A 26,479-nucleotide genomic window follows, 5' to 3' on the forward strand; every position below is an offset into this window, starting at 1 on the left:
ATATCGGGGCTTTTAAATCAAACTTATTCCAATTATGTGTAATTATATGTTAAAATATTCAGGAAACTATGGTATCAGGAGGGAAAAACAAGCATGACGAAAGCTGTAGACACAGCATTTGAATTCTATTCAAGGCATAGTCTCTTTACAGACCCCGGAGAATATGCAGGACTTTTTAATAAACTCCCAGAGGCTGTACCTGAACTGGTGCGAATTGTTCAGGGCCTAGTTATCAATCCTAATGATGATGACCTGTATGGAGTTAATTTCAGTACTAAACAGCGAGAAGAAGCCCATATGAGGACTGTAAGCCACATGCTATATAATATTCAAAAATTTGATGCTTCGCCGCTTACTTCGGCTCGTGAGCCTTCTCAAAGAGTTTCGGGAAGCATCCGCCATTTTTCGGTTCTTTTGATTTCCATGCTTCGCAGCAAAGGAATTCCAGCAAGAATGAGGGTGGGTTTTGCTACATATCTTGATAAAAAGAAAAATGAAGACCGCTGGATTGTTGAGTATTGGAATAGTGGAAAGTCCAAATGGGTTTTAGTCGATCCGTCCATTGATGACGTACAGCGCGAGCATTATAACATAGATTTTGATATGTCGGATTTGAAATATCATGAGCATTTTTATCTTGCTGGGCATGCGTGGAAACTTTGTCGGGAAGGTAATGCCAAGCCTCTTGATTTCGGATACAAGAAATGGGGAGGAAACCGCTATATACGCGGTAATCTGCTGCGGGATGTGGATTCGCTGAATAGTATCGAACTGCTTCCCTGGGACTTCTTCGGCGATTTGATCCAAAAGGAAGACAACAAGCTGACCAGAGAAGAAAAAGCATGGTTGGAAAGTCTGGCTGATTTGACATCCGATGCGGACAGCTCGCTGGACAAAATCCGAGAGATATACGAAGAGATGCCGTACAGCCGCCTTGTTCGTTCAAAGCTCCGTTTGTTGGGCTTAACCGGGGATATGGAAGCAGTTGATGCAAATAACCTTGTTACATCGGATATAAACCGTTTGGATGAATTTCGTGCCAAACCTGCGGAATCCGATAGCGGCATAAAGAACCGGATAAAGTCCGAACTCCTTGAACTGGCTGACTCACAAGGTGCATATGTTAAAAGCCAGCCCGTGGATTTAAATAATATTGTCATTCGAGGCGCCCGACAGAATAATCTTAAAAATGTGAACCTAACTATACCAAGGTCTAAGTTTACAGTAGTTACAGGTGTCAGTGGAAGCGGGAAATCTTCCATAGCCTTCGATACACTTTATGCCGAGGGCCAAAGGCGCTTTGTAGGAAGCTTTTCGGGTTCCAGCCAGCAGCAGTTTGAAAAACCGGATTTTGACCAAATTTTAGGGCTGAATCCGACTATTGCAATTGAACAGAAAAATAATAGCAGCAATCCGCGTTCGACGGTGGGCACATTAACGGATATTTACGATTATCTGAGAGTGCTTTTCGTAAGAGTTGGTACATTCCACTGTCCACAGTGCGGTAAAGCTGTAGAACCATATAATTCTCAGCAGGTTGTAAGCAGGCTGTCAAGCCTGAAAAAAGGGACAGAATTCAGGATATTTGCCCCCGTGGCTAAAGGAGCAAAAGGCGAACAAAGCAAGCTTTTTGGTGACTTCGTTAAACAGGGATATTCACATGCACGGATTGACATGAAAGTATACGATCTGCGGGATGAAATACCTTCACTGGATAAAGCGGAGCTACATAGCATCGAGGTGGAGATTGACCGAATGGCTGTTCCGGAAAATGTACAGGGAGGGAATTCTCAATTCCTTGACAGGCTTGTTAATGCGGTTAAGAAAGCCTATAAGGCAGGAAAGGGCACATTAATCGTTTCTCTCGAAGGAGAAAAGGATATTACTTTAAGTGAAAAAAATGTATGTCCTGATTGTGATATTACCTATTCAGAGCTTAAAACATCATATTTCAGCTACAATCATCCCGAGGGCATGTGTCCTGAATGTGATGGTCTCGGAGTAAAGCTCAATATAGATGCCAATCTGATTGTAAATAAACCACATTTATCCTTGATGGATGGCGCATGTCAGATTTACGGGGACATGCGAAAGGCAAAGAAAGGCGGAAATTGGGTTACAGGACAGGTTTTTGCTCTTGCTGAAAAACTTGGAGTAGATATGGAACAGCCCTGGCAAGAACTTCCCAAAGAGTTTCGAGATGCTGTGCTTTATGGTACAGGAGAGGAATGCATACACTTTACTCATGAAATGAATAAAGGGGGAAGGTCATCGGATATCAACCGGCCTATGGAAGGACTGGTTAATATGGTAAACCGATTGTATCGGCAGACGAAGCAGGATAAAAACCGGGAAGCCTATGCCCAGTATATGAGCGAACAGCCCTGCCAGTTGTGCAAAGGTGAGCGCTTATGTCCTGAAGCACGCTATGTTGAAATCGGAAATGTGCGTTATCCGGAAGTAGCATCTATGTCAATTGCGAGATTAAACGGATGGATAAGCAATCTTCCCAATATACTTAAATCAGATAAACTGCAAGTAGCCAGAGAGCTTTTGAAAGAAATCCAAGTTCGACTTCAATTCATGATCCGTGTAGGCTTGCATTACCTATCTCTGGAACGTCCTGCCCCAACTCTCTCGGGCGGTGAGGCACAGAGAATCAGGCTTGCAACCCAATTAGGGTGCGGTCTGGTAGGAATATTATATGTTCTGGATGAACCTTCCATAGGTCTGCATCCCCGCGATCACAAGCCGCTGCTGGAGACTATGAAAAACCTGAAGGATTCGGGAAATACGGTAGTGGTGGTTGAACACGATGCAGATACAATGTATGAAGCCGACTATATGATTGAACTTGGACCTGGAGCAGGGGTGTTGGGGGGACAACTGGTGGCGACCGGAACGCCTCAGGAATTAATGCAAAATCCACTTTCCCTGACTGGAAGATACCTTAAGGGTGAATTGAAGATATCTTCTCCCAAAGGAGCTAAGAAACGCCAGCCGAAAGGATGGCTAAACCTTATTGGTGCACAAATGAATAATTTAAAGGATGTTACGGCCCGTTTTCCTATAGGAATGCTTACTTGTGTTACCGGGGTGAGTGGTTCGGGCAAAAGCAGTCTTGTAGCTCAGACGCTTGCACCTGCACTAAGCCGAATATTAAATAACTCCCAGGACATTCCGGGATCTTATAAGCAAATTGAGGGGATAGCCCTGCTGGATAAGCTTATCAGGGTGAATCAGACTCCCATAGGACGTACTCCACGGTCAAACCCGGCAACTTATATTGAAGTGTTTGATGAAGTCCGTAAGGTCTTTGCTGCAACAGACGAAGCTAAAATAAGAGGAATTTCTGCCGACTGGTTCAGTTTTAATAATAAAGAGGGCTGTTGTGAGTCCTGTGAAGGATTGGGGATGAAAAAAGTAGAGCTTCATTTCTTGCCCGATGCATGGATAAAATGCCAGGATTGCAACGGTCAGAGGTATAACCAGCAGGTGCTGGAAGTGAAATATAAAGGTAAAACAATTTCCGATGTGCTAGACATGGATGCACAGCAAGCTTTGGAACTCTTTGAAGGAAATGCGAAAATCACTCGTATATTGCGTACGCTTCAAGATGTAGGACTTGATTATATCAAGCTCGGTCAAAGCGCAGTTAGCCTGAGCGGCGGAGAAGCTCAGCGTATCAAGTTGGCAAAGGAGTTGTGCCGACCGGATACAGGCAAGACCATATATATTCTTGATGAACCGACTACAGGCTTGCATTTTGCAGATATACAGAAACTGCTTAATGTACTCCACAGACTCACGGACCAGGGGAATACCATTATTATAATTGAGCATAACCTCGATGTAGTAAAAACGGCCGACTGGGTTATTGATGTAGGTCCGAATGGCGGAGATGAAGGCGGAAGGATTGTAGCCCAGGGAACTCCTGAAGAAGTTTCGGAGGTAGAGGAAAGCTATACGGGCAAGTTTTTAAAGCAGCTTTACTCCAGAAATTGACGACCTGAATATATGTAAAAAACTAAAAAGATATTGAAGAATTTTTCGGGCAAAGGTCCAAATATAATTTTAATAAGGTCTGGACTATAAATCGCTATCAAGGAATTAAATCCTTGATGGCGAGTTTTTTTATTATCCGGTTAATTCAATTTTTATAGGGGTTAAGAGGAGGTTAAGTCAAAATTTGTTTGACTTAACCTCCGTAAACAGCCCTTCATCGGGGAAGGGTTCGGGATGGGGATACAATATTACGAAGTAGTATAAAAAAGATTGAAATATTCTTTGAAGCTGAAGAAGTGGGAGTGAAAATATGAGTACTTTACGTTTTGTCTTAGAGACATTGCAAAAAGGAATACGGCTTTGGGTTGCGGATGGAAAACTCCGCTACTGGGCGCCAAAGGATGCCCTTGCGTCTGAAATGAAAGATGAGATAGTACAGTGTAAGACTGAGATTATCGGGCTTCTGGAGGAAGGAAAGATATATGCCTTTGCATCCTTTGCTCAGCAGAGGCTGTGGTTTTTGGATCGGTTTACCCCAGGTAACCAATTTTACAATGTTCCCTTTTCTGTACGTTTGGAAGGACTGCCGGACACCGGTACTTTAAAGAAAGTAATTAATGAAATTGTGAACCGCCATGAGACATTGCGCACTACCTTTGCAACCTTGGACGGTATGCCTATTCAGGTGATTTTACCCGAACTGAATATGGATATTCCTGTGATTGACTTGCACAATTTATCCCCAAAGGAAGCGGAAAGTGAAATCCAGAGACTTGCAGTTGAAGAGGCAATGAAGCCTTTTGACCTTTCCACAGGGCCATTGATGCGTATAACGCTACTCTATCTTAATGAAAGAGAACATATACTGCTTTTAACCATGCACCATATTGTTTCGGATGGGTGGTCAATGCGGATATTAATTAGAGAAATAACCTCCTTATATGAGGCGTTTAGCAATGGTAAGCCGTCACCACTACCCAAATTGCCGATTCAATACGTTGACTTTGCAGTATGGCAGAGGGAAAAACTGCAGGGGGATAACCTTAAAGAACAGCTGGAATATTGGGAAAACCGCTTAAAAGGAGCGCCAAGCGCTTTGGAATTGCTTACCGATTACCCGCGTCCCGCTGATTTCAGATACCGCGGTTCAAGGCAAATCTTGCAATTGTCCAAGGAATTGACAAGAGAACTGAAGGCTTTGAGCCAACAGGAGGGAGCAACGCTCTTCATGGTACTTATGGCAGCATTCAGTACCTTGTTGGGCCATTACTCAGGACAGCAGGATATAGTCATAGGCTCACCGATTGCAAACCGTAACAAGAGCGACATCGAAGGACTGATAGGCTTCTTTGTTAATATGTTGGTCTTAAGGACAGATTTAAGCGCAAACCCGAGCTTTAGGGAATTGATAAGCCGTGTGAGGGATGTGACAATAGAAGCTTATGACCATCAGGATTTGCCCTTTGAGCTTCTAGTTGAAAGATTAAAACCCGAACGTAGTTTGAATCGTACCCCGTTTGCACAGGTGGTCTTTACACTTCAAGGAACACCTTTGATGGAAGAGGAAAAATTCGGAGATTTAAAGATTAGCCCGCTAACCTTTGATATTGAACCTGTGCGCTTTGATATTGAGTTCCAGATGTGGGAAACTTCAGAGGGATTAGGCGGTGTTCTTGCATATAATACTGATCTTTTTAGCGGGAATACCATGCGTTATTTTGTGCACTATTTTGAAAGGCTGCTTGAAAATTGCGTACAAAACCCCGATCGTCCCATTTCCGATATACCTTTATTATCTGACGAAGAACGCTATCAAATATTAACAAAATGGAATGATACCGCTACGTTATATTCAAAAGACAAGCTTATTCACCAGCTTTTTGAAGAGCAGGCAAATGAGGCTCCTGATGCAGTTGCAACGGTATTTGGAGATGAAAAACTGAGTTATGGGGAATTGGACCGAAAGGCAAATCAACTCGCACATTATCTGCAGGAACTGGGAGTAGGACCTAATGTACCGGTAGCCATCTGTATGGAACGTTCTCTAGATATGCTTGTAGGCCTTTTAGGCATACTTAAAGCAGGTGGGGCGTACTTGCCATTGGACCCCAAATATCCTTCCCAAAGGCTTGCATTCATGCTGGAAGATACAAATACCTCAGTACTGATAACCCAATCACGCTTACTGGACAGACTTCCGGCAGGCAACAGAAGAGTGGTATGTACCGATTACTGCATGGAGGAAATCCAATGCAAAAGTGGCAAAAATCCGGGAAGCAAAGCAACTGCCGATAACCTTGCTTACATCATATATACCTCAGGCTCAACGGGCAATCCTAAAGGCGTAGAAGTATGTCACCGACCGGTAATTAATCTTATTGAATGGGTAAACCGTACCTTCAAGGTCAACCCGAACGATAGGCTTTTGTTTGTCACTTCTTTGTGCTTTGACTTATCGGTTTATGATATTTTCGGGATACTGGCTGCAGGGGGCTCCATTGAGATACCTGACGAAACGGCAGTCAGGGACCCGCAGGAACTAATCCGTATTATGTGCAGCAAGCCAATCACTTTCTGGGATTCGGCTCCGGCTACCTTACAGCAGATTGTACCGTTTTTGTCATCGGTCAGGCCGGAATGGGAAGTGAATAACCTTAGATTAGTATTCCTGAGCGGTGATTGGATTCCGGTCCAGCTTCCCGATTTGATAAGAAATGTTTTCCCGAAGGCTGAAGTAATAAGCCTTGGAGGAGCAACTGAAGCTGTGGTCTGGTCCAACTATTACCGCATTGGTCAGGTGGATCCGGGCTGGACGAGTATTCCCTACGGAAAGCCAATACAAAATGCAAGATACTACATTCTTGACCAATATCTAAATCCATGTCCGATAGGGGTTGCGGGAAAACTTTTTATTGGTGGAGAATGTTTGTCACGCGGTTATGCAAATCGGCCGGAGCTTACGGCTGAAAGGTTTGTAGATGATCCTTTCAATGATAAGCCCAACAACCGTATGTACGATACCGGGGACAGGGCGAGGTTCCTGCCTGATGGCAATATTATATTCATGGGGCGCTGTGATAATCAGGTGAAAATCCGAGGCTTCAGAATTGAGTTGGGAGAAATCGAAACTGTACTTGGACAACATCCAGGAATAATGGAAAGCATAGTTATCATTCGTGAGGATGAACCGGGAGATAAACGACTGGCAGCTTATATGGTATTAAAAGGTGGAGAAATACCGACAACAGGAGAATTGCGTACGTTTTTAGGTGAGCGGCTGCCTGAATATATGGTTCCGTCAGTTTTTGTGCCGCTGGAAGCCATTCCACTTACCCCTAATGGAAAAATTGACAGGAAGGCGCTTTCTCAATTCCGTGAGAGCACACCTGATCCAAATAATGAGTTCATAGGACCCAGAACACCAACAGAAAAGCTGTTATCCGAATTATGGGCCGAGGTATTGGGCATTGACGAAATCGGAATAAATGAGAGCTTTTTCGAATTAGGGGGACATTCTCTTCTTGTACCTCAAGTGATAAATAAGATACGAGAAGTATTTCATGTTGAACTGCCTATACGGGACTTGTTTGAAACACCCACCATTGAGCGTCTTGCACTGGTTATATTACAGGAGCAGGCGAAGATGGTAGATACAGATGACTTGTTAAAAATGCTGGGTGAGGTGGAGAGTATATAGTTCAGATAATTATGCAATTTTCTCAGTGAACATTTGTGAGGTGTGATGAATGAATGATATAAACCAACGAATTGCTGCACTATCACCGGAAAAACGCGAGCTTCTTTTAAAAAAGCTAGGCAAGCAACTGGAGGACAAATCCGTTGAAAGGCCTATTCTGCCTCAAATTACCGAGGATAGGGAAAACAGGCATCTACCCTTTCCCCTTACCGATATTCAGCAAACTTATTGGATAGGTCAAAGCGGGCTGTATGACCTGAATACTTCGGGTGGAAATATATACATGAAGGTGGAAATTTCCAGAGTAACAAGCCTGACAAAGATGATGTTTCAAAGAATTCTGAATAAAGCATTTAAGCGTCTGATTGAGCGCCATGAAATGCTTCGTGCGGTCATTCTTCCGTCAGGAGAGCAAAAGATACTGCAAAATGTACCCGAGTATAAAATAAAGGTAATTGACCTGCGGAGAGAAGACAAGGAGAAGGTACAGGACGGGCTAAGTCAGGTACAGAAGCAGATGGCTTCTGAAAAAGTAGCAATCGGAAAGTGGCCTCTCTTTGATGTTTTAGCGGCTTTTATCCCCGATAAAAGAGTCATTCTGCATTTCAGGATTAGTTCATTAATAGTCGACGGAACAAGCCAGTTTATAATCTGGAGAGATTTAATCCGTTTGGTGCAAGACCCAGATATCGTTTTGGAGCCTGTCGAATGCAGCTATCGCGATTATGCTCTGATAATGAAAGACTTTACATCGAATCCTCTATATCAAAAATCCCACAGCTTTTGGAACGAGCGTTTGCCCCAATTATTGCCGGGGCCTCAGCTGCCTTTCAATACAAATATTTCTCCGTCAACACCGACAGAGATTATATTAAAGCAAGTAAAACTGTTGGAAAGGGAACTGTGGGGAAAAGTTTCAAAGAAGGCCGGTGCGGAAGGCATAAGTGCCTCGAATTTTATACTTGCGGCTTTTACCGATGTATTAGCCTACTGGAGCCGGAAGCTGCGTTTCAGTATAAATCTTATAGTGGCGCAGCGTCCTCCTATACATCCTCAAATTGATAAGGTTGTAGGGAATTTTAATACATCCTTTATTCTGGATGTGGATGTCATGTCGGGCAATTTTACAGAAAGGGCACGGGCTCTCCAGCAGCAGGTTGTGAATGCCATGGATTATCCTTACTATCCGGGATGCCGTGTATTGAGGGATTTAAATTCTAGGTACGGATATACTTCCAAAGTATTTACCCCTGTCTTTTTCAACAGCGTGATTGACTATACAATTTCCCATGATACTGTGCATGGGGAAAATAAATCCGGAAGCGAAGGGGGCATAATAAGGAAATTTATCATGCCTGATCCTGTAATAGAAGGAATCGAGGCAACACTTTTCGCACCGCAAATGCTTTTATTCCCTACATTCAGGATTGACAGCGACGGCAGTCTTTCGGGAAAGTGGCAAATCGCAGAGAATATTTTCCCTGACGGAATGATAGATGAAATGATAAATGCCTTTAAAAGCCACTTATTCCGGCTTGCCATAGAAAAAAAAAGCTGGGAAGAATTATGGAAGGAAGCTGAAATAAATTGGATGCCGCTGCGGCAGAGCACTGAATGCATCAAATTCTTTGAAAATACCCATTCAACTTCTGATGAAATGGTAAATACGTTGTTTGAAAAGCAGGTCATAGAATGCCATGAAGAAATTGCGGTAATAGCTTCTGACCGGACTCTGACCTACCGTGAACTGAATAATTTATCTGAAGGCATTGCGGGCAGACTCAGGCAGTCAGGTGTTTTACTGGGAACCCATGTCGCCGTAGTGATGAAGATGGGCTGGGAATTGGCGGCTGCTGCCATGGGAATTATAAAGGCAAATGCGGTGCTTCTTTTCCTATCTCCTGAAATTTCTGATGAGGTCCTTTGTCAAACACTGCAATTCTATAATATTGGTGTAGTTCTGACGCAGGCATCCATTGAGGGGAGTCGCAGATGGCCTGATGGAGTACAAAGGTATCTTGTAGACGATGAAAAGCCCTCCAGACATTCGCAAAGGTATAATACCGAGAGTCAAGAGTGCAGGGCTCCGGCATGTATTATAAACGAATTTCTCGCCTCGCAGAAACCAGGGAGTCTCAGACCCTGCGGTGTCGTATTAAATCATCAGGCACTGGTTAATTCAATATTAAGCATGAATGAAAGCTATGGAGTTGGTCGGGAAGATAAGCTGCTCTCACTTTCACAGCCGGGCTCCGATTTGATGCTCTATGATATTTTCGGACCGCTTCTGTCCGGGGCGGCAATTGTGTTTGGTGATGATGGGTCAAGAATGGAAAATGAGTACTGGGCGGAGCTGGCGGTAAAAGAAGGTGTCACAGTAATTAATTCAACACCGGGCCTGCTCGAACCACTGGTATCTAGCTTTGAAAAGAAGCACTTTGACAAGAGAAGTGTTAAAATCCGACTGGTACTGATAAACCGGGAACGGATCCCGGTGAAGCTTGCCCACAGGGCGGCAAAAGTGTTTGACAGCGCCCTGACAGTCAGTGTGTGGGGCTGTAAGGAGGCTACCATATTCTCATTGCATAATCCTGTGGACTTAACCCAATATTCCGGTAAAAGCAACATATGCCAAAACCTTGTATTCCAGTACCCGTTTAAGCATCAAAAACTTTATATATTGAATGATGCCCTGAAGCTTTGCCCGTTTTGGGTACAGGGAGAGGTATATATTGGCGGGTCTGCCCTTGCGGAGGGATATTGGCAAGATAAGGGTATGGAAAAAGCAAGTTTTATCATACATCCGGTCACCGAGGAACGTTTATATAAAACCGGAGTGACAGGCCGCTATATTCCTGGAGGGATGATTGAATTGATGGGAAAGGAACCGGATAAAGCAGAGGCTGCTTTGGGATATCCGGTAGTTTTAGAGCATGTTGAGGCTGCTTTGGAAATGCACCCCGGCGTCAAAAATGCTATTGTTTTACCTAAAAAAGATCGAATGGGGCACAAATCCCTGGCGGCATACATTATCAAAGACAGTGTAATCAAACCGACATCAGACGAATTAAAGCACTTTTTATCCTTCGAAATTCCTGGCTATCCCTATTATATGATACCTTCCGAATTCATAACTATCGAAAAACTTCAGCTTACAAATGAAGGGACATTTGACCGCAGTGTTTTAGGTATCCCGGAGGCAAGCACTTTTGAAAGGGTGAGTCGATTTGAGGAGCCGAGGAATCAACTCCAAAAACAGATTGTTGAAATATGGGAGGACATATTGAACAAAAAAACCATAGGAATCAGGGACAACTTTTTTGAGATTGGGGGTGATTCGTTGGCATTAACAAAGTTGAATTACCGTTTAATGGAGGCCTTCGGGAGGCAGGTGCCCCCGTCTGTATTATTTTCTGAGGGGACGGTGGAGTATATTGCAGCAGCCCTGGAAAAGCAAGCGAAAGATAATGAGTTTACGTAGACGGCAGACTGATTAAATTATGCAGAATGTAGCGCAATGAAAACAAACTTACTGTAAAGAGGGAATTTGAATGAATATGATGACCGACTGCCTTTTCATTGGACACAATGAAATGGATTTTACGCAATACTCCAATGTAGTATATGATTTGGGAAAAGATTCTCCTGCGTACCGCGATTTGAGATTGAATTTCATCTGGCATGAGCAAAAGCGCCACACAGTGACAGATATTTTCAATCGGTACTCGAATGAATCAATGCAGTTTAAAATTGGTGATGTTCTAAGCACCGCCATATCGTATCTTGGAACCTACCTTCATCGCCGGGGGCTAACCTTTGACTATATAAATGATTTTCAAGCGGAGAAGGAGGAGTTGAAGAATAAGCTGTTGGCTGGAAATATACGCACCATAGGAATTACGACCACACTTTATACCGTCCCCACACCCATTCTGGAGATATGCAGGTTTATCCGGCAGTATAACAAAGAGGCTAGGATAATAATCGGAGGGCCTTTTGTACTTAACCTTCATTTTATATCTCAGGATGTGAAACCCCTGCATAATTTGCTTAGAAGTTCAAAGGCAGATGCATTGCTGACCAATCCACAGGGAGAGGCAGCTTTGGTCAGAGTCATACAAGCCTTTAAAAATTATGAATCCTTAGATGGAATACCAAACGTAACCTACTGGAAAAATGGTGTGCCTGCTACCAATAAATTTGAGCCTGAAGACAATAAGCTGGATGAAAATACAGTAGATTGGGGATTGTTCGGTGACAGAATAGGAAAATTTGCCGGAGTCAGGACATGTATTTCCTGTGCTTTCGACTGTTATTTCTGCGGCTTCAACCAAAGAGCCGGAAGACTGAGGACTGCCAGTCTGGAAGCGATTGAAAGAGAACTGGATACCCTGGAGAGTATTGGAACGGTTAAAACTGTAAATTTTGTTGATGGTACCTTTAATTACCCCCATGATCATTTTAAGGATTTTCTTAAAATGATGACTAGAAAAAAATACTCATTTAAATGGAACAGCTATTTACGCTGCCAGTTTATGGACGAAGAAACAGTGAAAATGATGGAAGAGAGTGGCTGTGAAGGAGTATATCTGGGGATTGAATCGGCAAACCAGAAGGTCTTGAACAATATGCGGAAGGGTGTCTCTCTGGACCAGTACAAAAAAGGAGTATCACTATTGAAAAAGACCGGAATCATTGTTCACGCCAATTTCATTTTGGGCTATGTGGGGGAAACAAAGGAAACCATGAAGGATACTGTAAATTTCATAAACGATTATGCACCGGATTTTTACCGTATGCAAATGTGGTATCTGGATGCTGGCACACCAATTTATAAGGACAGGGAAAAATACAATATCAAAGGCTCTAACTTCATGTGGTCCCATGATACCATGACCTCATCCGAGGTCTGTGACTACCTGGATGATATCATTCTTAACCAAATCAAATCTTCAATATGGCTTCCCGTACATAATTTTAATTTCCATAACCTATTCAGATTAATACATATGGGCATGGATGTAGAAGATGTAAAAGGATTCTTAAGAGCCTTCAATGAAGGAATAAAAGAAGGGATTAAATATCCCGGAAGTACCGGCATAAGCAGCGAAATAATAGAAGAAATGAAGAAACATATTACAAAAATAAATAGGTAGGTAAAAACACTGCCTGATTAATTCTCAAGGAGGATACAAAATGAAAATACACATTGTAACGCCGAAGGTAAATATTCGCACATCGGAATACAAATTTGCTCCGCCCATGCCATTGAAAATTATTGCAAGTCTTATACCTCCCCAGCACGAAGTAAAAATAATTGATGAAAGTATCCGAAATGAAGTGATTAATTATGACGAACCTGTAGATCTGGTATTTATTACGAGTTATACCTTCAATGTATTAGGCGGGTATAATATTGCGGACAACTACCGGAAAAGAGGAGCAAAAGTTGTAATGGGAGGTTTGCATGTCCGATTTATGGTAGATGAAGCTTTGCAGCATGCAGATGCTGTTGCTGTTGGGGAAGCTGAAAATACAGTGCCGGAAATACTAAGGGACTTTGAAAACGGAACTTTAAAACAGAGGTATGTCCCGACAGAAAAGTGTGATTTAACAAAAATACCTGTAATAACAGAAAAAGAACGCTCACTTTTGAAGCTGGACCAGTACACCATTCCCAATACATTTCAAGCCAGCCGAGGCTGCCCCTATTCCTGTGAGTTCTGTGCTGTGACCGCTGCCTATGGTGCGAGTTACAGGTTCCGCAAGCTTGAAGATGTGGTAAAGGAAGTTAGCATATCCCTAAAGAATGCAACAGGGGTACAAAGAATACTGTTTTTTGTTGATGACCATATTACTGCAAGGAAATCATACTTTCTGAAGCTTTTCAAAGAAATGAAAAAGCTTGGACATTTTATGTGGTCTTGTCAGATGACACTTAAGAATGCGGCAGATGATGAGATTCTGCAGATATTATCCGAAACCAACTGTACAAATGTATTTATCGGATTTGAATCTCTCTCGGAAAACTTGTTGAAAGGCATGGGAAAGGGTCACAACAAGGTAGAAGAATACGAAGCGATAATAAAAAAGGTCCACTCTTATGGGATACCAATAAACGGTTCTTTTGTATTCGGATTGGATGGAGACGATGAAGGAGTATTTGAAAGAACTTTTGACTTTGCGCAGAAAACCGGTATAGATATGGGGACATTTAATGCAATGACTCCATTCCCCGGAACAAAATTACGCGAACGCCTGGAAAGGGACGGGAGAATTTTATCTAACGACTGGTCAAAATATGACTGTTCAAATGTAGTTTACGAACCCATAGGCATGTCGCCGAAGACAATAGAAGACGGAATTCATTGGCTTTGGACTGAATATTATTCAAAAGAAAACATGGAAAAAAGACAGAAGGTATCACCAAAAACCATGGGAATTTTAAATAAACACTTTTATAACTATTGATGATAAAACCTAGATGTGGTTAAAGGAGGGAGATAATAAAATGGAATGTCGTGTTGGCTGCGGCGCCTGCTGTATCGTAATATCCATCAGCAGTCCGATACCCGGAATGCCGGATGGAAAGCCGGCAGGGGTTAGATGCATTCACTTAACGCACGATAACAAGTGTATGCTGTTTGGCAAACCGGAACGTCCGCCTGTATGTAATGCTTTAAGGCCGTCGAAGGAAATGTGCGGGGATGACTTTGAGTATGCAGCCCGTTACTTAAGCTATATGGAAGAGGCAACAAAACCATGAAGACTTTCTGTATAGAAGCTAGTAACTATATAGAAACATCAGCAGCAATTAATACTAATTTGCATTAAATATAGTAATATTCCACAAATCAAATAGCTGTGTTAAGTGCTTTTTGAGAGGCGGTTAATATAACTTTTAATACAAATTAGTATAGGATAATTATACAGAATATCCTTGAGGGGGGATGAAATGAATTCAGTAACAGATTGTATATTAATCGGGCATAATGAAATGGACTTCAATACATATGCTGACGCTGTGTATGCTTTAGGGAAGGATTCTCCTGCATACAGAGACCTGAGGTTAAATTTCATATGGCATAAAGGCGAAAGACATACCGTGACAGATATTCTAAACAAGTATTCGGATTCCTTTCAATTTCACATGGGAGATGTCTTTAGCACAACTATAGCATATTTGGCCACCTATCTTCACCGCCGGGGCTTTTCCTATGACTATATTAATGACTTCAAGTATGAAAAAGAAGTATTGAAGGAAAAATTACTGAGCGGAAATGTCATGGCTGTAGGAATTACAACCACATTGTATACCAGTTCAGGACCAATAAATGAAATTTGCAGGTTTATACGGCAGTATAGCAAGGATGTCAAAATTATCATCGGAGGGCCGTACGTACTAAATCTCTTTTTTGCATCACAAGACCAAAAGACTCTTCAAACCTTCCTGAAAACAACCAAGGCCGATGTATTAATCAACAGTTCCCAGGGGGAAGCTGCCCTGTGCAATGTTTTAAGTGCATTCAAATCCGGGACATCAATGGACCAAATTCCGAATATTGCCTACTGGAAGGATGGTACGGCAAGGGTTAATTTCACCGAGCATGAGAATAACAAACTTGATGAAAATACTATTGACTGGAATCTTTTCAAGGAAAAGGTCGGTAAATTTGTAGGCGTCAGGACCTGCCTGTCCTGTACATTCAATTGCTATTTCTGCGGATTCAATCAAAGAGCGGGAAAGCATCAGATGACTTCTTTGGAACAAGTCGAAAAAGAGCTGGATATATTGGAAAGCATAGGTACTGTTAAAAGTATTAATTTTATTGATGATACTTTTAATTATCCTCCAGACCGGTTTAAAGAGCTTTTAAGGATGATAATAAGGAAGAATTATTCTTTTAAATGGAACAGCTATTTCCGCTGCCAGTTTGCTGATGAAGAAATGGTAAAGTTAATGGAAGAAAGCGGATGTGAGGGTGTATACCTGGGCATTGAATCTGCTAACCAAAAAGTATTAAACAATATGCGAAAAGGGGTTACAGTAGAGCAATACCGCAAAGGTATCAGCTTATTAAAGAAATCCCATATATTGATTCACACCAACTTTATTGTAGGTTTTGTGGGAGAAACCAAAGAAACCTTGCGGGATACCGTTAACTTTATAAAAGAGTTCCAGCCCGACTTTTATAGGATGCAGCCATGGTATTTTGACCGGGTAACGCCTATATGGAAGAACAGGGAACTTTTCAATATCAAAGGTTCCAATTTTGTGTGGAGTCATGATACCATGTCGTGTGGCGAAGCATGCGGATTAATAGAAGAAGTACTTATAGAAGGTATTAAGGAATCGGTTTGGGTTCCGGTACACAATTTCAATCTGCACAATCTCTACAGGCTGATTCATATGGGAATGAGTGTGGACCAGGTAAAAGGATTTTTAAGGGGATTTACAGCCGGAATAAAAGAAGGTATACAAAACCCTGAAAAAACTGAGGTGAGTGAAGAAGTTATCTCACATATAAAAAAATGGAGTTCTAAAGAAAGAATTCTTATAAAAGGTGGGAATACACATGAATAATAAAACAGTGGGGGTCATTGGAGCAGGTACTATCGGGAGCGGAGTTGCCCAGGATTTGGCCCAAAACGGGATTAAGACAATCGTTGTTGATGTTTCCCAGGCTGCACTGGATACTGCCCGGAATAAAATAAGGCAAAACATACGGTTGTACAAACTGTACAACAAGACAAAACCTATAGGTAATGCGGATGAAATAATGGAATTACTAACCTTTACTACCGATTATAAAGAACTTGAAGAAGCTTCATTTGTAATAGAGAATATAACTGAAAATTGGGAAGCCAAGAAGGAAGTATACAAAAGGATTGATGAGATATGTCCCGAGAATACAATGTTTGCAGTTAATTCATCCTGTATATCGATTACCAGAGTAGGTTCTGTAACTAAGCGTCCTTCTCAGATTTTAGGCATGCATTTTATGAATCCCGTTCCAATCAAACCTGTAGTAGAGGTTATTAGGGGATTTCATACATCCGCAGAGACCATTAAAGCAGCAGAGGAATTACTAAAGCATATGCAAAAGGAAGCAATTATAATAAATGACATGCCGGGTTTTGTTTCAAACCGGCTTATGACGTTTATGATTAACGAAGCTGCTTTTCTCGTTCAGGAACAGGTTGCGGCGGTTGAGGATATCGACCGACTTATAAAGACTTCCTACGGTCATAAAATGGGGCCTCTGGAAACCGCGGACCTGATTGGTGTAGATACAATTCTTTATTCTATGGAAGTGCTCTATGAAAGCTTTAATGACAGTAAATTCAGGCCGTGCCCCTTGTTGAAAAAGATGGTAGATGCAGGACAGTTGGGGCGTAAGAGCGGGAAGGGTTTTTATACATATTCAAAGGAATTGATATATTAATTAGGAGGGTTAAAAGATGGAAGATAATAAACAAAAAATTCAGGCGTTCATTTATGAAATTTTAAATAATATGGTAGTTAGCGACGATCAGGATATTTTTGAATTGGGAGTTGTAAATTCTTTATTTGCGATGCAGATAGTACTTTTTGTGGAGAAAGAGTTTGGAATTTGTTTTCAGGATAATGATCTTGACTTGGAAAACTTCAACTCCATAAATAATATTAATAACTTTATCGGGAAGAAGAAAAATATTATTGCATGTTAGGAGGAAGAAAATGAAAACTGAAATAATAATGTTTCGAAAACCAATTCCACAAATATACACCGAGGAGCTTTACAGGCGCATATATTTCATAGCTTCGGAGATTCTGGATTTCACACTTTCATTTAAGGACGAGAATATTCAGGCTATAGAAGTTAAAATAACCGATGATGCGGATGTTGAGAGGCTGGCTCAGAAAATAAACCTTACAATTGAAGCAGAGATAACCACCCAAAAAATTCTACCGCCTAAAATCGTTTGGCAGTCAAGCGACAAAAGCGGATTTGAAAAAGATGTTTTTGACCGGCTGGTTGAAAAAGGCCTAGTCTTTGAAATGGGAGAAGGTCAGCTCTGCTTTGGTGAACCTTTTATCAGACTTATGGATGCTTTGGATGATAAAATCAAGGATATTGCTATTTCTAAGATGGGGGGATATGAATACAGATATCCTACCTTGATTCCTACCAGAGCTCTGGAAGACTGCGGCTATTTTAACTCATTTCCACATATGCTTATGATGGTAACCCGTCTGCACAGCGATGTAGAAACTTATGAAGCCTTCGCCAGAGAATACGGAAATAAAAAGGGAATAGACTCGTATGTTCTTAATTATTGCAATAACACCGACTACTGCCTGCCTCCGACAATGTGCTATCACACATATCATCACATGAGAAATACCGAATCCAATGAAAATAGGGTTGTTACTTCAAAGGGGAAATCCTTTAGATTTGAGTCGAAGTATTTCCGTACATTAGAACGACTGTGGGATTTTACAATACGTGAAATAGTTTTCATGGGATCTAAAGACTTTGTGTTGGAGTGTCGTCAAAAATTCATGGAAGCTTCATTTGCATTAATTGAGAGCCTTGATTTAAAAGGCCATTGCGAGGTTGCCAGTGACCCTTTCTTTTGCAGTCCTGACACTGCTTCCAAGATATTTAACCAGAAAATGCAGAAATTAAAATATGAATTGAGGTTGAATATTGAAGAAGACAAGACTATTGCAGCAGCATCCTTTAATTTTCATGACCAATTTTTTGGACAAAGGTTTAATATCAAAAAGTCCGATTCCAATTGGATAAGTACAGGATGTGTTGGGTTTGGAATTGAAAGGCTTGCGTACGTATTTGCGTGCAAGCATGGACTTGATGAGGATAAGTGGGTTAAAATATTGGATGGAGTTAAGACTCTGTGAATATAGAGAATAGGTCGGTGTTTTGTAGTGGGATGAGAAAATTTTATAACAATTTATCTTAATTGAATATTGAGTTTTTGACAAGAAAAGAGAAAAATTCTTCGATTTCAGAAACTTGAAGATGTGCGATATTCACTGTGTGGAAGACTCGGCAACATATGTTATTTGTAAAGGACTAAAATACAGAAATGAAGATTTATTTTATGCTAAAATAATTATGGTTAACTTAATGTTGTTTTCAAACCCCAAGGTACATCAAAAATATAACACTCCTGTATACATTACAATAAAAAAGGAATGCTTTCCGAACCGTATGCATGTCTATCTGAATAGAATTAAGTTAATACTTTTGAGCTTGTAAGTATATTTAGCCCTATGCGCGTCTATATCCAGCCGCCGGCGATTCCGGCGGCTGGTGATTTTATTAGTAGTTTTGACTTACTACTAGTACAGATTTTCATAAATTCGTTCCTAAAAGGCAAAACTTACCATTTTGCTAAAACCCATGGGAACTGCTCTGTAAGCTCTGTATATATAACAATATGACTTCCTCTTGCGGCAGTTTTCAAATGATTGTATCCTTTTGATCTCAGTTCGTTCTCTACAGTGTCACAAGTCCATTTCAAAGGGTTTTCAGACATTTAAGCAACCTCCTTTTCTACACTCTGCATTGGATAACCTTTAAACGTCCAATTAAAAGCGTGTCCTTCTTTATCATTCCAGAGTTTGATAAATTTCATTACCATTTCTCTCAATTATTCTTTTGATTTAAAGCTTGAGAGTTTTAGGCACCTTCTATGCAGTATCGAAAAGAATATTTCTATCTGATTAACCCATGATGCATGCTTTGGGGTATAATGAAACTCAAATTTGTCCCCGTGTTTTTTGTTAAACTGGGTCCACCGTTCATTTGCCCCATCTTTATGAATGTTGAGATTATCCCAGATAACATGTATTTTTTTATCGCCAGCATATGCCTGGACTACTTGTTCCATCAGTGCGAGCAAATCTTCTGCGGTTCTTTTTTCTCCACACTGTGCGATGACATTACCGGTCTTGATGTCAAATGCTGCAATTAGATACTGTGTGCCATGGCGAATATATTCACTTTCATACTTACCCGCAATACCGGGTTTTGGCAGGACGGTCTCCGCAATTCTTTCAGTAGCTTGCATCCCTGTCTTTTAGTCTACGCAGATAACCGTCTCATCACGAGGGGTATTTACATATAGCTCAATGATCTCATTAACCCTCTCTGTAAATTCAGGGTCTTTGCTATGAAGCCACATTCTGAGCTTGTGAGGCTTTAAATCATTCATTTCCAGAGTCCTTCTTACGCTGGATTCGCTTATGGAAAGACCTTCAATATTTTCATTTGCTGCTTCCGTTAAGATTTTATCGGTCCAGTAGTTATGCGTATCGTGGCCATAATTGCTAGGACTATCACATGCGATCGCTATAATTTCACACCTTTGTAAGGCAGTAAAGGTCGTTGGCGCCCCTGGGCGAGGGCTATCTTAAGTCCTTTAATGCCTTTAGCATGGAACCTGTCTCTCCATTTTCGAACAGTCTTGGCAGTTACGCTAAGTTTCTCTGCTACTTCGTTTTCATCATTTCCTTCCCAAAGCAGAAGAATTATTCTTGCCCTTAGCACTTCCCGTTGTTCCGACTTTTTTGCCCTCACTATTTTTATCAACTTTTCTCTTTGATCTCGATTTACCCTTATTTTATCAATCAGCTTTCTCATGTATACTATAGTAACTTGATTTACATAAAAACTCACTGGTTATGATATCCTGTATTATTCACTGGTTCGTATATATCCATTATTGCCCTATTAGGTACGGATTTCCGGCATCCTGTACTAGGCTACTTGAGAGGATTCTTGACAAAGACAACATGAATAGAGCATATAAGAGGGTCAAGGCAAATAAGGGCAAACCTGGAATTGATGGAATGACGGTGGATGAACTTCGACCGTTTCTTGAAAAGAATGGGGACCGAATCAAGAAAGCCATAATGGAGGGGACTTACATCCCTAAGCCCGTCAGAAGGGTAGAAATACCAAAACCTGACGGTGGAATAAGGCTGCTGGGAATACCGACAGTGCTTGACAGAGTAATACAGCAAGCCATTGCACAAGCTCTGACTCCAATTTATGAGAGAGAATTTTCAGAATTCAGCTATGGATTCAGACCCAAAAGGAATGCACACCAAGCCATAAGGAAGTGCAAGGAATATATAGAGGCAGGCTACACATGGGCTGTGGATATTGACCTTGCGAAGTACTTCGACACGGTAAACCATGACAAACTGATGAGGCTTCTATCGCAAACGATAAAAGATAGTCGGGTATTATCCCTTATAAGGAAGTACTTGCAGTCGGGAGTGATGATAAACGGTGTGGTTATCAATACTGAGGAGGGAACACCACAAGGCGGAAATATTTCGCCCCTTCTCAGCAACATTATGCTGAATGAACTGGACAGGGAACTCACTAAAAGAGGGTTAAGATTCTGTCGCTACGCTGATGATGCGAATATCTACGTCAAAAGCAAGAAGGCAGCAGACCGCGTAATGGCAAGTATTACGAGATTTATTGAAGAAGAGCTGAAACTTAGAGTTAATAAAGACAAAAGTGCTGTTGATAGACCGTGGAAGCTGAAATTTCTTGGGTTCTCGTTTTACTACAAAAAGGGTGGAATCGGGATACGAGTACACCCAAAGCCTGTAAATAAATTCAAGATGAAATTGAAGGAAGCTACAGGAAGAAGCAGGGTAAAGAGTCTGCAAGAGTGGACTCTAAAGCTTAACCAGATAATCACGGGATGGGTGAACTACTTCAGGATTGCAGACATGGCTGGACTTGCAAAGAAACTGGATGAATGGCTAAGGAGAAGGATACGTATGTGCTTCTGGAAACGCTGGAAGAAAATCAAAACCAAACATGACAACCTTGTCAAACTTGGGATTGACAACTATAAAGCGTGGGAATTTGCAAATACAAGAAAAGGCTACTGGAGAGTATCCAATAGCCCAATCCTTGCAGCGAGCCTCACCAACGAAAAACTCAGGAAACAAGGATTTCCGACAGTGACTGAAAGGTATACAAAAGTACATTAAATTCTACTTGAATACAGGATAAAAATTCAGTTAAAGCTTAAATTTCCAAATTATTACACCATAAATTCTCGAATTATTATATAATATAACCGTAAAATCCGGTAAAATCAACGCTTTTAGAAAGAAATTGCCCATTCATGTTGACACTCCTAGTTGTTCATGCTAATATAAACTCATACTTTAGATTTGCCTAAACAGAGGTGAAATTATATGTACATTAAGCGTAAAGTTGAGGATACCATTTTGAATATAAGCAGTACCTTCCCTGTCCTCATGCTTACCGGCCCAAGGCAGTCGGGCAAAACAACGCTATTGAACAAACTGAGTGAAGCTGACAGGAAATACGTCACCTTAGATGATCCTGCTGACAGATTATTTGCGAGAAATGAGCCTACAGCTTTTTTAGAGCGGTATAGTCCTCCTGTCATTATAGACGAAATTCAGTATGCACCGGAATTATTTCCATATATTAAAATGCATGTTGACCGTCATAAAAATTCCGGTGACTTTTGGCTTACAGGCTCGCAGATGTTCCACATGATGAAAAATGTCTCGGAGAGTTTGGCTGGAAGGGCAGGAATCATCAATTTGTTTGGGCTTTCAAATAATGAGATTTCCGGAACCTTATTTGAGCAGTACACGACTGAAAAGGATGAACTATTAAAGCGCATTCATACCGCAAAGCCCATGACCCTGCCTGATGTCTTTGAGCGAATATTCAAAGGCGGTATGCCCAGGATTTATGAGCAGCCGAATGTAAATCAAGAGGAATACTATTCCTCCTATGTTCAGACGTATCTAAGCAGAGATATCAGAGAATTGACACAGGTTGCGGATGAATTAACTTTTTATCGGTTTCTGTGTATTGCCGCCGCACGTACAGGCTCAATGGTAAACTATGATGCGCTTGCAAAGGAAGCTGAAATATCAGCACCTACGGCAAAGCAATGGCTATCTGTTTTAGTCTCCTCCGGAATTGTAATTCTGATTGAGCCGTACCATAATAATGCATTAAAACGCGTGGTGAAATCACCCAGAATGTACTTTTTAGATACAGGACTGGCAGCTCATTTGACCAAGTGGAGCAGTTCAGCTGTTTTAGAATCAGGCGCTATGGCCGGTGAATTTTTTGAAACCTATGTTGTTTCCGAAATCTATAAGAGTTTTGTCAATGTTGGGAAAAAGCCTCCGTTATACTATTACAGAGACAGTAATACAAAGGAGATTGACCTAATCATATGGCAGAATGGTACGCTGTATCCCATAGAGATTAAAAAAAGCTCAAACCCGGTAGGGGCAACAAAAAACTTCGGCGTATTGAACCCGGTAACGGATGAAACCAATTTTGACGAGCTTTCAAAGCATCTTAAAATGAAAATTGGAACAGGTAATGTCATATGCCTTGCCAATAACCTGCGTCCGATTGACAGTAAAAATTGGACCGTTCCTGTTTGGTTGATATGACGGGATTTGGTTGCGAAAAAAACTTTTTAGAAGAAAAACTTGTAATAGCATATGCTTGGAGTGGATTGGAGGGGCTAAAATGAAGCTCGAAGATGATAACATTATATTGAGAGAATGGGAAGAAACCGATGTTGAAAGGCTTGCTGAAATTGCAAACAATAAGAAGATTTATGATAATTTGAGGGATGCTTTTCCTCATCCTTATTCAATAGATGATGCCAGGCAATATATAACGCTGCAGCTCAATGGGGATAATAAGCTATCAAAGGTATTTGCAATTTTGGTTGATGGAAAAGTTGCAGGGAGTATTGGTGCATTTTTAAAGGAAGATGTTTATAGAAAAAATGCTGAAATCGGATATTATCTGGCTGAAGAATATTGGGGAATAGGCATTATGACAAAAGCAATAAAAATTCTTATAGAATATGTGTTTGAAACCTTTGATATTACTAGGATATATGCAGAACCATTTGCTAGGAATGTTGCTTCAAGACGTAGTCTCGAAAAGGTCGGTTTCAGGCTGGAAGCGGAATTGAAATGTAATGCTGTTAAAAACGGTATAATAGAAGACAGTTGTATCTATGCAATTTTAAAGTGCGAATTTATTAAATGTGGGAGCATAATGAATGAGAAGAAAGGATAAGGAAATTACCGATAAACAATTAATCAATGATATTCTGAACAAGTCTGAGGTCATCAGACTTGCCATGGTTGATGATGGGAGCCCGTACTTGGTTGCCATGAATTATGCATACGTTGATAGCTGCCTTTATATGCATTCTGCTAAGGAAGGCAGGAAGATTGACATATTAAGTAAAAACAATAAGGTGGCATTCCAGACAGACACAGGTGTGGAACCGGTTATGAAGGAAGAAGCCTGCAGCTGCAGCATCAGGTATCTGAGTGTTTTTGGGACAGGAAAGGCAATTTTAATAGATGAAAAAAAAGAGAAGGTAAAAGCTTTAGATGCGATAATGACAAAGCATACAGGGGGAGTTGAGTTTGAATACCCCGATAAGGTACTTGGAAAAACGATGATTATTAAGGTGGAAATTGAGTCGTTGACAGGTAAAAAGTCGGGGTATTGAGGAGAGTGCCGTATGGAATTGATTTTTGCAGTACAGTAAAATTAAGAATTACCTCGATGGTTTAAGAGAAGGACAGAGGGTATATATCGCGCTTATGGCATCTATGGGGAAGAAAACTTCTATAAAAAGTTTGGTTTTGTTGACGTACCAAATGATTCACTGGGCGCAGGCATGACACTTTGGTTGTCAAAATAGTAATGGTTGGGTGGAATAATAAATGACGAAAAGGCTTGAACAAATGAACCTACACGAGCTTGGTAAGCTTTTCCCTATTATCATAGCTGAGCATAATCCAGCTTGGAAAAAGCTTTATGAGAGCGAGAGAACAGAAATTGAAAATGTTGTTGGCAAAGAAAATATTACAAGAATAAGCCACTACGGAAGTACTGCTGTGCCTGGATTGGCAGCAAAACCAACAATTGATATTTTGCTGGAGATTGCTTACGAAGCTGATATTAACAATCTTATATCAAAAGTTAAAGGTATGGGCTATCTCTATACGCCACAGCCTAATAATCCAGCTCCTCATATGATGTTTATGAAGGGGTACACCCCTGATGGCTTTGAAGGACAGGCATTTCACCTTCATGTCCGATACAGTGGGGATTGGGATGAGCTATATTTCAGGGATTACCTTCTCTTGAATCCTGAGGCTGCAAAAGAATACGAAATTGTAAAACGTAAACTGAAGGATATATTTGAAAATGACAGGGAAGCTTATACTCAAGGTAAGACAGAATTTATTAGAATTATAACACAGCAAGCAAGAGAAAAGCTTGGGCAAAAATATTGACTGGTTAATACAAGCGTCTTCTACAGGTATACATGCTTCTATGGTTAGAGTAGAAATTATTCTGGAGGATATTATTTTACATGCTCCGTTATCCGATATGCAAAGCCTAAACTATATAAGATATAAAAATGAATTTGTCGGTTTCGCTGTGGCACTAAGCCAAACGTTTAAATATAATTGAAGCGTTATGTCCTCCAAAACCGAAGGAATTGGACAAAGCATATTCTACCCTGACTTTTTTTCCTTTGTTTACGGTATAGTCGAGATCACATTCTTCATCCTCTGTTTTATACCCTATTGTCCCGTGTATATAATCCTCTTCAATTGCTTTTATACATGCAATGGCTTCAACTGCGCCCGACGCACCCAGCAAGTGTCCTATCATTGATTTTGTAGAACTGATGGGTATTTTATATGCATGTTCTTTAAAAACTGATTTAATTGCTTCGGTTTCATACTTATCATTGTAACGGGTCGATGTGCCGTGAGCGTTTATATATGAAATATCTTCCGGTTCTATAGCCGCATTATCAAGAGCCAGTCTCATGGCCCTCGCACCTCCCTCGCCGTGGGGTGCAGGGGCGGTTAAATGATAGGCATCACAGGTGAAGCCATAGCCCGCAACTTCACAATAAATTCTTGCATTTCTTTTTAATGCGTGCTCCAGTTCTTCCAGTATTAAAATTCCGGCTCCTTCTCCCATGACAAAACCGTCCCTTTCCTTATCAAATGGTATTGAAGCCCTGCAAGGATCGTCTTTGACAGAAAGGGCACTCATGTTGGTAAAACCCGCAAGCATAAGCGGAGTTATGCTTGCTTCGCTTGCTCCCGAAATAATAATGTCGGCATCCCCATATTGAATTGCCCTGAACGCCTCTCCAATTGAATTTGTCCCGGCTGCACATGCTGTAACAACCGTATTGCATATACCTTTGGCATTGAACTCCACAGATATGTTTCCAGCCAGAATATTCGGGAGTGATTTTGGCAAAAGCAGAGGCGAAACCATATTCATACCTCCGTTGACAAGATTTGCGGTTTCTTCTGCAATAGTAATTATTCCGCCTACCCCAGTCCCTATTACTACTCCCATACGGTTTTTATCCACATGTAAGCCATACAGTCCGGCGTCAGCATAAGCTTCTCTCGCCGCAACAATTCCCAGATGCGAAAAACGGTCAAGCCTGTTTACATGCTTTCTGTCAAAAAAATCTTTTGGTTCAAAATTTTTTAGCTCTGCAGCAATCTTAACTTTGGAATTTGACACATCAAAGGTTTTTATGTAGTCAATGCCGCAAACACCTTCTCTGGAATTTCTCCAAAAATCAGAAGTATTATTGCCAATGGGTGTCACAGCACCCAGACCGGTTATTACAACTCTTTTTTTCATTTATGCCTCCGCT

The 26,479-nt window shown here is 41.1% G+C and carries 20 protein-coding genes; 15 read left to right on the forward strand and 5 right to left on the reverse strand.

Going from position 1 to position 26,479, the window contains the following annotated elements:
- Nucleotides 1-93 precede the first annotated feature (93 nt).
- The 10 genes from uvrA (at nucleotide 94) to DFR58_RS06040 (ending at nucleotide 18,608) form a co-directional block, all read left to right on the forward strand.
- Complete coding sequence (gene uvrA / locus DFR58_RS06000; RefSeq protein ID WP_114296901.1) at nucleotides 94-4,005, forward strand: excinuclease ABC subunit UvrA; 3,912 nt, start codon at nucleotides 94-96, stop codon at nucleotides 4,003-4,005.
- Between the two features lie 310 nt (nucleotides 4,006-4,315).
- The gene (locus DFR58_RS06005; protein WP_114296902.1) at nucleotides 4,316-7,702 is read left to right on the forward strand and encodes a non-ribosomal peptide synthetase; all 3,387 of its coding nucleotides are present in this window, start codon (nucleotides 4,316-4,318) and stop codon (nucleotides 7,700-7,702) included.
- 49 nt (nucleotides 7,703-7,751) lie between these two features.
- Complete coding sequence (locus DFR58_RS06010; RefSeq protein WP_114296903.1) at nucleotides 7,752-11,183, forward strand: AMP-binding protein; 3,432 nt, start codon at nucleotides 7,752-7,754, stop codon at nucleotides 11,181-11,183.
- Nucleotides 11,184-11,253: 70 nt separating this feature from the next.
- Complete coding sequence (locus DFR58_RS06015) at nucleotides 11,254-12,858, forward strand: radical SAM protein (protein ID WP_114296904.1); 1,605 nt, start codon at nucleotides 11,254-11,256, stop codon at nucleotides 12,856-12,858.
- A 40-nt stretch (nucleotides 12,859-12,898) separates the two neighbouring features.
- A complete protein-coding gene (locus DFR58_RS06020) occupies nucleotides 12,899-14,173 on the forward strand; it encodes a B12-binding domain-containing radical SAM protein (protein ID WP_114296905.1) in 1,275 nt (424 codons plus the stop codon).
- Between the two features lie 40 nt (nucleotides 14,174-14,213).
- Nucleotides 14,214-14,468, forward strand: a complete 255-nt coding sequence (locus DFR58_RS21680) for a YkgJ family cysteine cluster protein (RefSeq protein WP_147273146.1) — start codon at nucleotides 14,214-14,216, stop codon at nucleotides 14,466-14,468.
- Nucleotides 14,469-14,657: 189 nt separating this feature from the next.
- On the forward strand, nucleotides 14,658-16,286 hold the full coding sequence (locus DFR58_RS06025) for a PhpK family radical SAM P-methyltransferase (protein WP_114296906.1): 1,629 nt from the start codon (nucleotides 14,658-14,660) through the stop codon (nucleotides 16,284-16,286).
- Complete coding sequence (locus DFR58_RS06030) at nucleotides 16,279-17,148, forward strand: 3-hydroxyacyl-CoA dehydrogenase family protein (protein ID WP_114296907.1); 870 nt, start codon at nucleotides 16,279-16,281, stop codon at nucleotides 17,146-17,148. The genes DFR58_RS06025 and DFR58_RS06030 overlap by 8 nt, the downstream gene beginning before the upstream one ends.
- Nucleotides 17,149-17,164: 16 nt before the next feature.
- Complete coding sequence (locus DFR58_RS06035) at nucleotides 17,165-17,413, forward strand: acyl carrier protein (RefSeq protein WP_114296908.1); 249 nt, start codon at nucleotides 17,165-17,167, stop codon at nucleotides 17,411-17,413.
- A 10-nt stretch (nucleotides 17,414-17,423) separates the two neighbouring features.
- Complete coding sequence (locus DFR58_RS06040) at nucleotides 17,424-18,608, forward strand: class-II aminoacyl-tRNA synthetase family protein (RefSeq protein WP_114296909.1); 1,185 nt, start codon at nucleotides 17,424-17,426, stop codon at nucleotides 18,606-18,608.
- 485 nt (nucleotides 18,609-19,093) lie between these two features.
- On the opposite strand, the gene DFR58_RS21765 is transcribed toward DFR58_RS06040, so the two are convergent.
- From DFR58_RS21765 to DFR58_RS06055, 4 genes are all read right to left on the reverse strand, one after another.
- Nucleotides 19,094-19,249 (reverse strand): hypothetical protein, encoded by a 156-nt coding sequence (locus tag DFR58_RS21765; protein WP_170138051.1) that lies wholly within the window; start codon nucleotides 19,247-19,249, stop codon nucleotides 19,094-19,096.
- 114 nt (nucleotides 19,250-19,363) lie between these two features.
- A complete protein-coding gene (locus tag DFR58_RS06050) occupies nucleotides 19,364-19,783 on the reverse strand; it encodes an IS630 family transposase (protein WP_114296911.1) in 420 nt (139 codons plus the stop codon).
- A gap of 9 nt (nucleotides 19,784-19,792) precedes the next feature.
- A complete protein-coding gene (locus tag DFR58_RS22480) occupies nucleotides 19,793-19,927 on the reverse strand; it encodes a hypothetical protein (protein ID WP_278278800.1) in 135 nt (44 codons plus the stop codon).
- Between the two features lie 137 nt (nucleotides 19,928-20,064).
- On the reverse strand, nucleotides 20,065-20,355 hold the full coding sequence (locus DFR58_RS06055) for a helix-turn-helix domain-containing protein (protein WP_147273147.1): 291 nt from the start codon (nucleotides 20,353-20,355) through the stop codon (nucleotides 20,065-20,067).
- 152 nt (nucleotides 20,356-20,507) lie between these two features.
- On the opposite strand from DFR58_RS06055, the gene ltrA reads away from it, so the two are divergent.
- From ltrA to DFR58_RS06080, 5 genes are all read left to right on the forward strand, one after another.
- On the forward strand, nucleotides 20,508-21,731 hold the full coding sequence (ltrA, locus tag DFR58_RS06060) for a group II intron reverse transcriptase/maturase (protein ID WP_242987415.1): 1,224 nt from the start codon (nucleotides 20,508-20,510) through the stop codon (nucleotides 21,729-21,731).
- Between the two features lie 210 nt (nucleotides 21,732-21,941).
- Nucleotides 21,942-23,195, forward strand: coding sequence for an ATP-binding protein (locus tag DFR58_RS06065; RefSeq protein ID WP_114296914.1), 1,254 nt, complete (start codon nucleotides 21,942-21,944; stop codon nucleotides 23,193-23,195).
- A 79-nt stretch (nucleotides 23,196-23,274) separates the two neighbouring features.
- Complete coding sequence (locus tag DFR58_RS06070) at nucleotides 23,275-23,838, forward strand: GNAT family N-acetyltransferase (protein ID WP_242987418.1); 564 nt, start codon at nucleotides 23,275-23,277, stop codon at nucleotides 23,836-23,838.
- On the forward strand, nucleotides 23,822-24,283 hold the full coding sequence (locus tag DFR58_RS06075; protein WP_114296915.1) for a pyridoxamine 5'-phosphate oxidase family protein: 462 nt from the start codon (nucleotides 23,822-23,824) through the stop codon (nucleotides 24,281-24,283). The genes DFR58_RS06070 and DFR58_RS06075 overlap by 17 nt, the downstream gene beginning before the upstream one ends.
- Before the next feature lie 217 nt (nucleotides 24,284-24,500).
- Entirely contained in the window at nucleotides 24,501-25,076 is a 576-nt protein-coding gene (locus DFR58_RS06080; RefSeq protein ID WP_114296916.1) for a GrpB family protein, read from the forward strand.
- A gap of 154 nt (nucleotides 25,077-25,230) precedes the next feature.
- On the opposite strand, the gene fabF is transcribed toward DFR58_RS06080, so the two are convergent.
- Nucleotides 25,231-26,466, reverse strand: coding sequence for a beta-ketoacyl-ACP synthase II (gene fabF / locus DFR58_RS06090; RefSeq protein ID WP_114296918.1), 1,236 nt, complete (start codon nucleotides 26,464-26,466; stop codon nucleotides 25,231-25,233).
- Nucleotides 26,467-26,479 lie beyond the last annotated feature (13 nt).

It is taken from the genome of Anaerobacterium chartisolvens, from assembly GCF_003337415.1.
Taxonomy (GTDB): domain Bacteria; phylum Bacillota; class Clostridia; order Acetivibrionales; family DSM-27016; genus Anaerobacterium; species Anaerobacterium chartisolvens.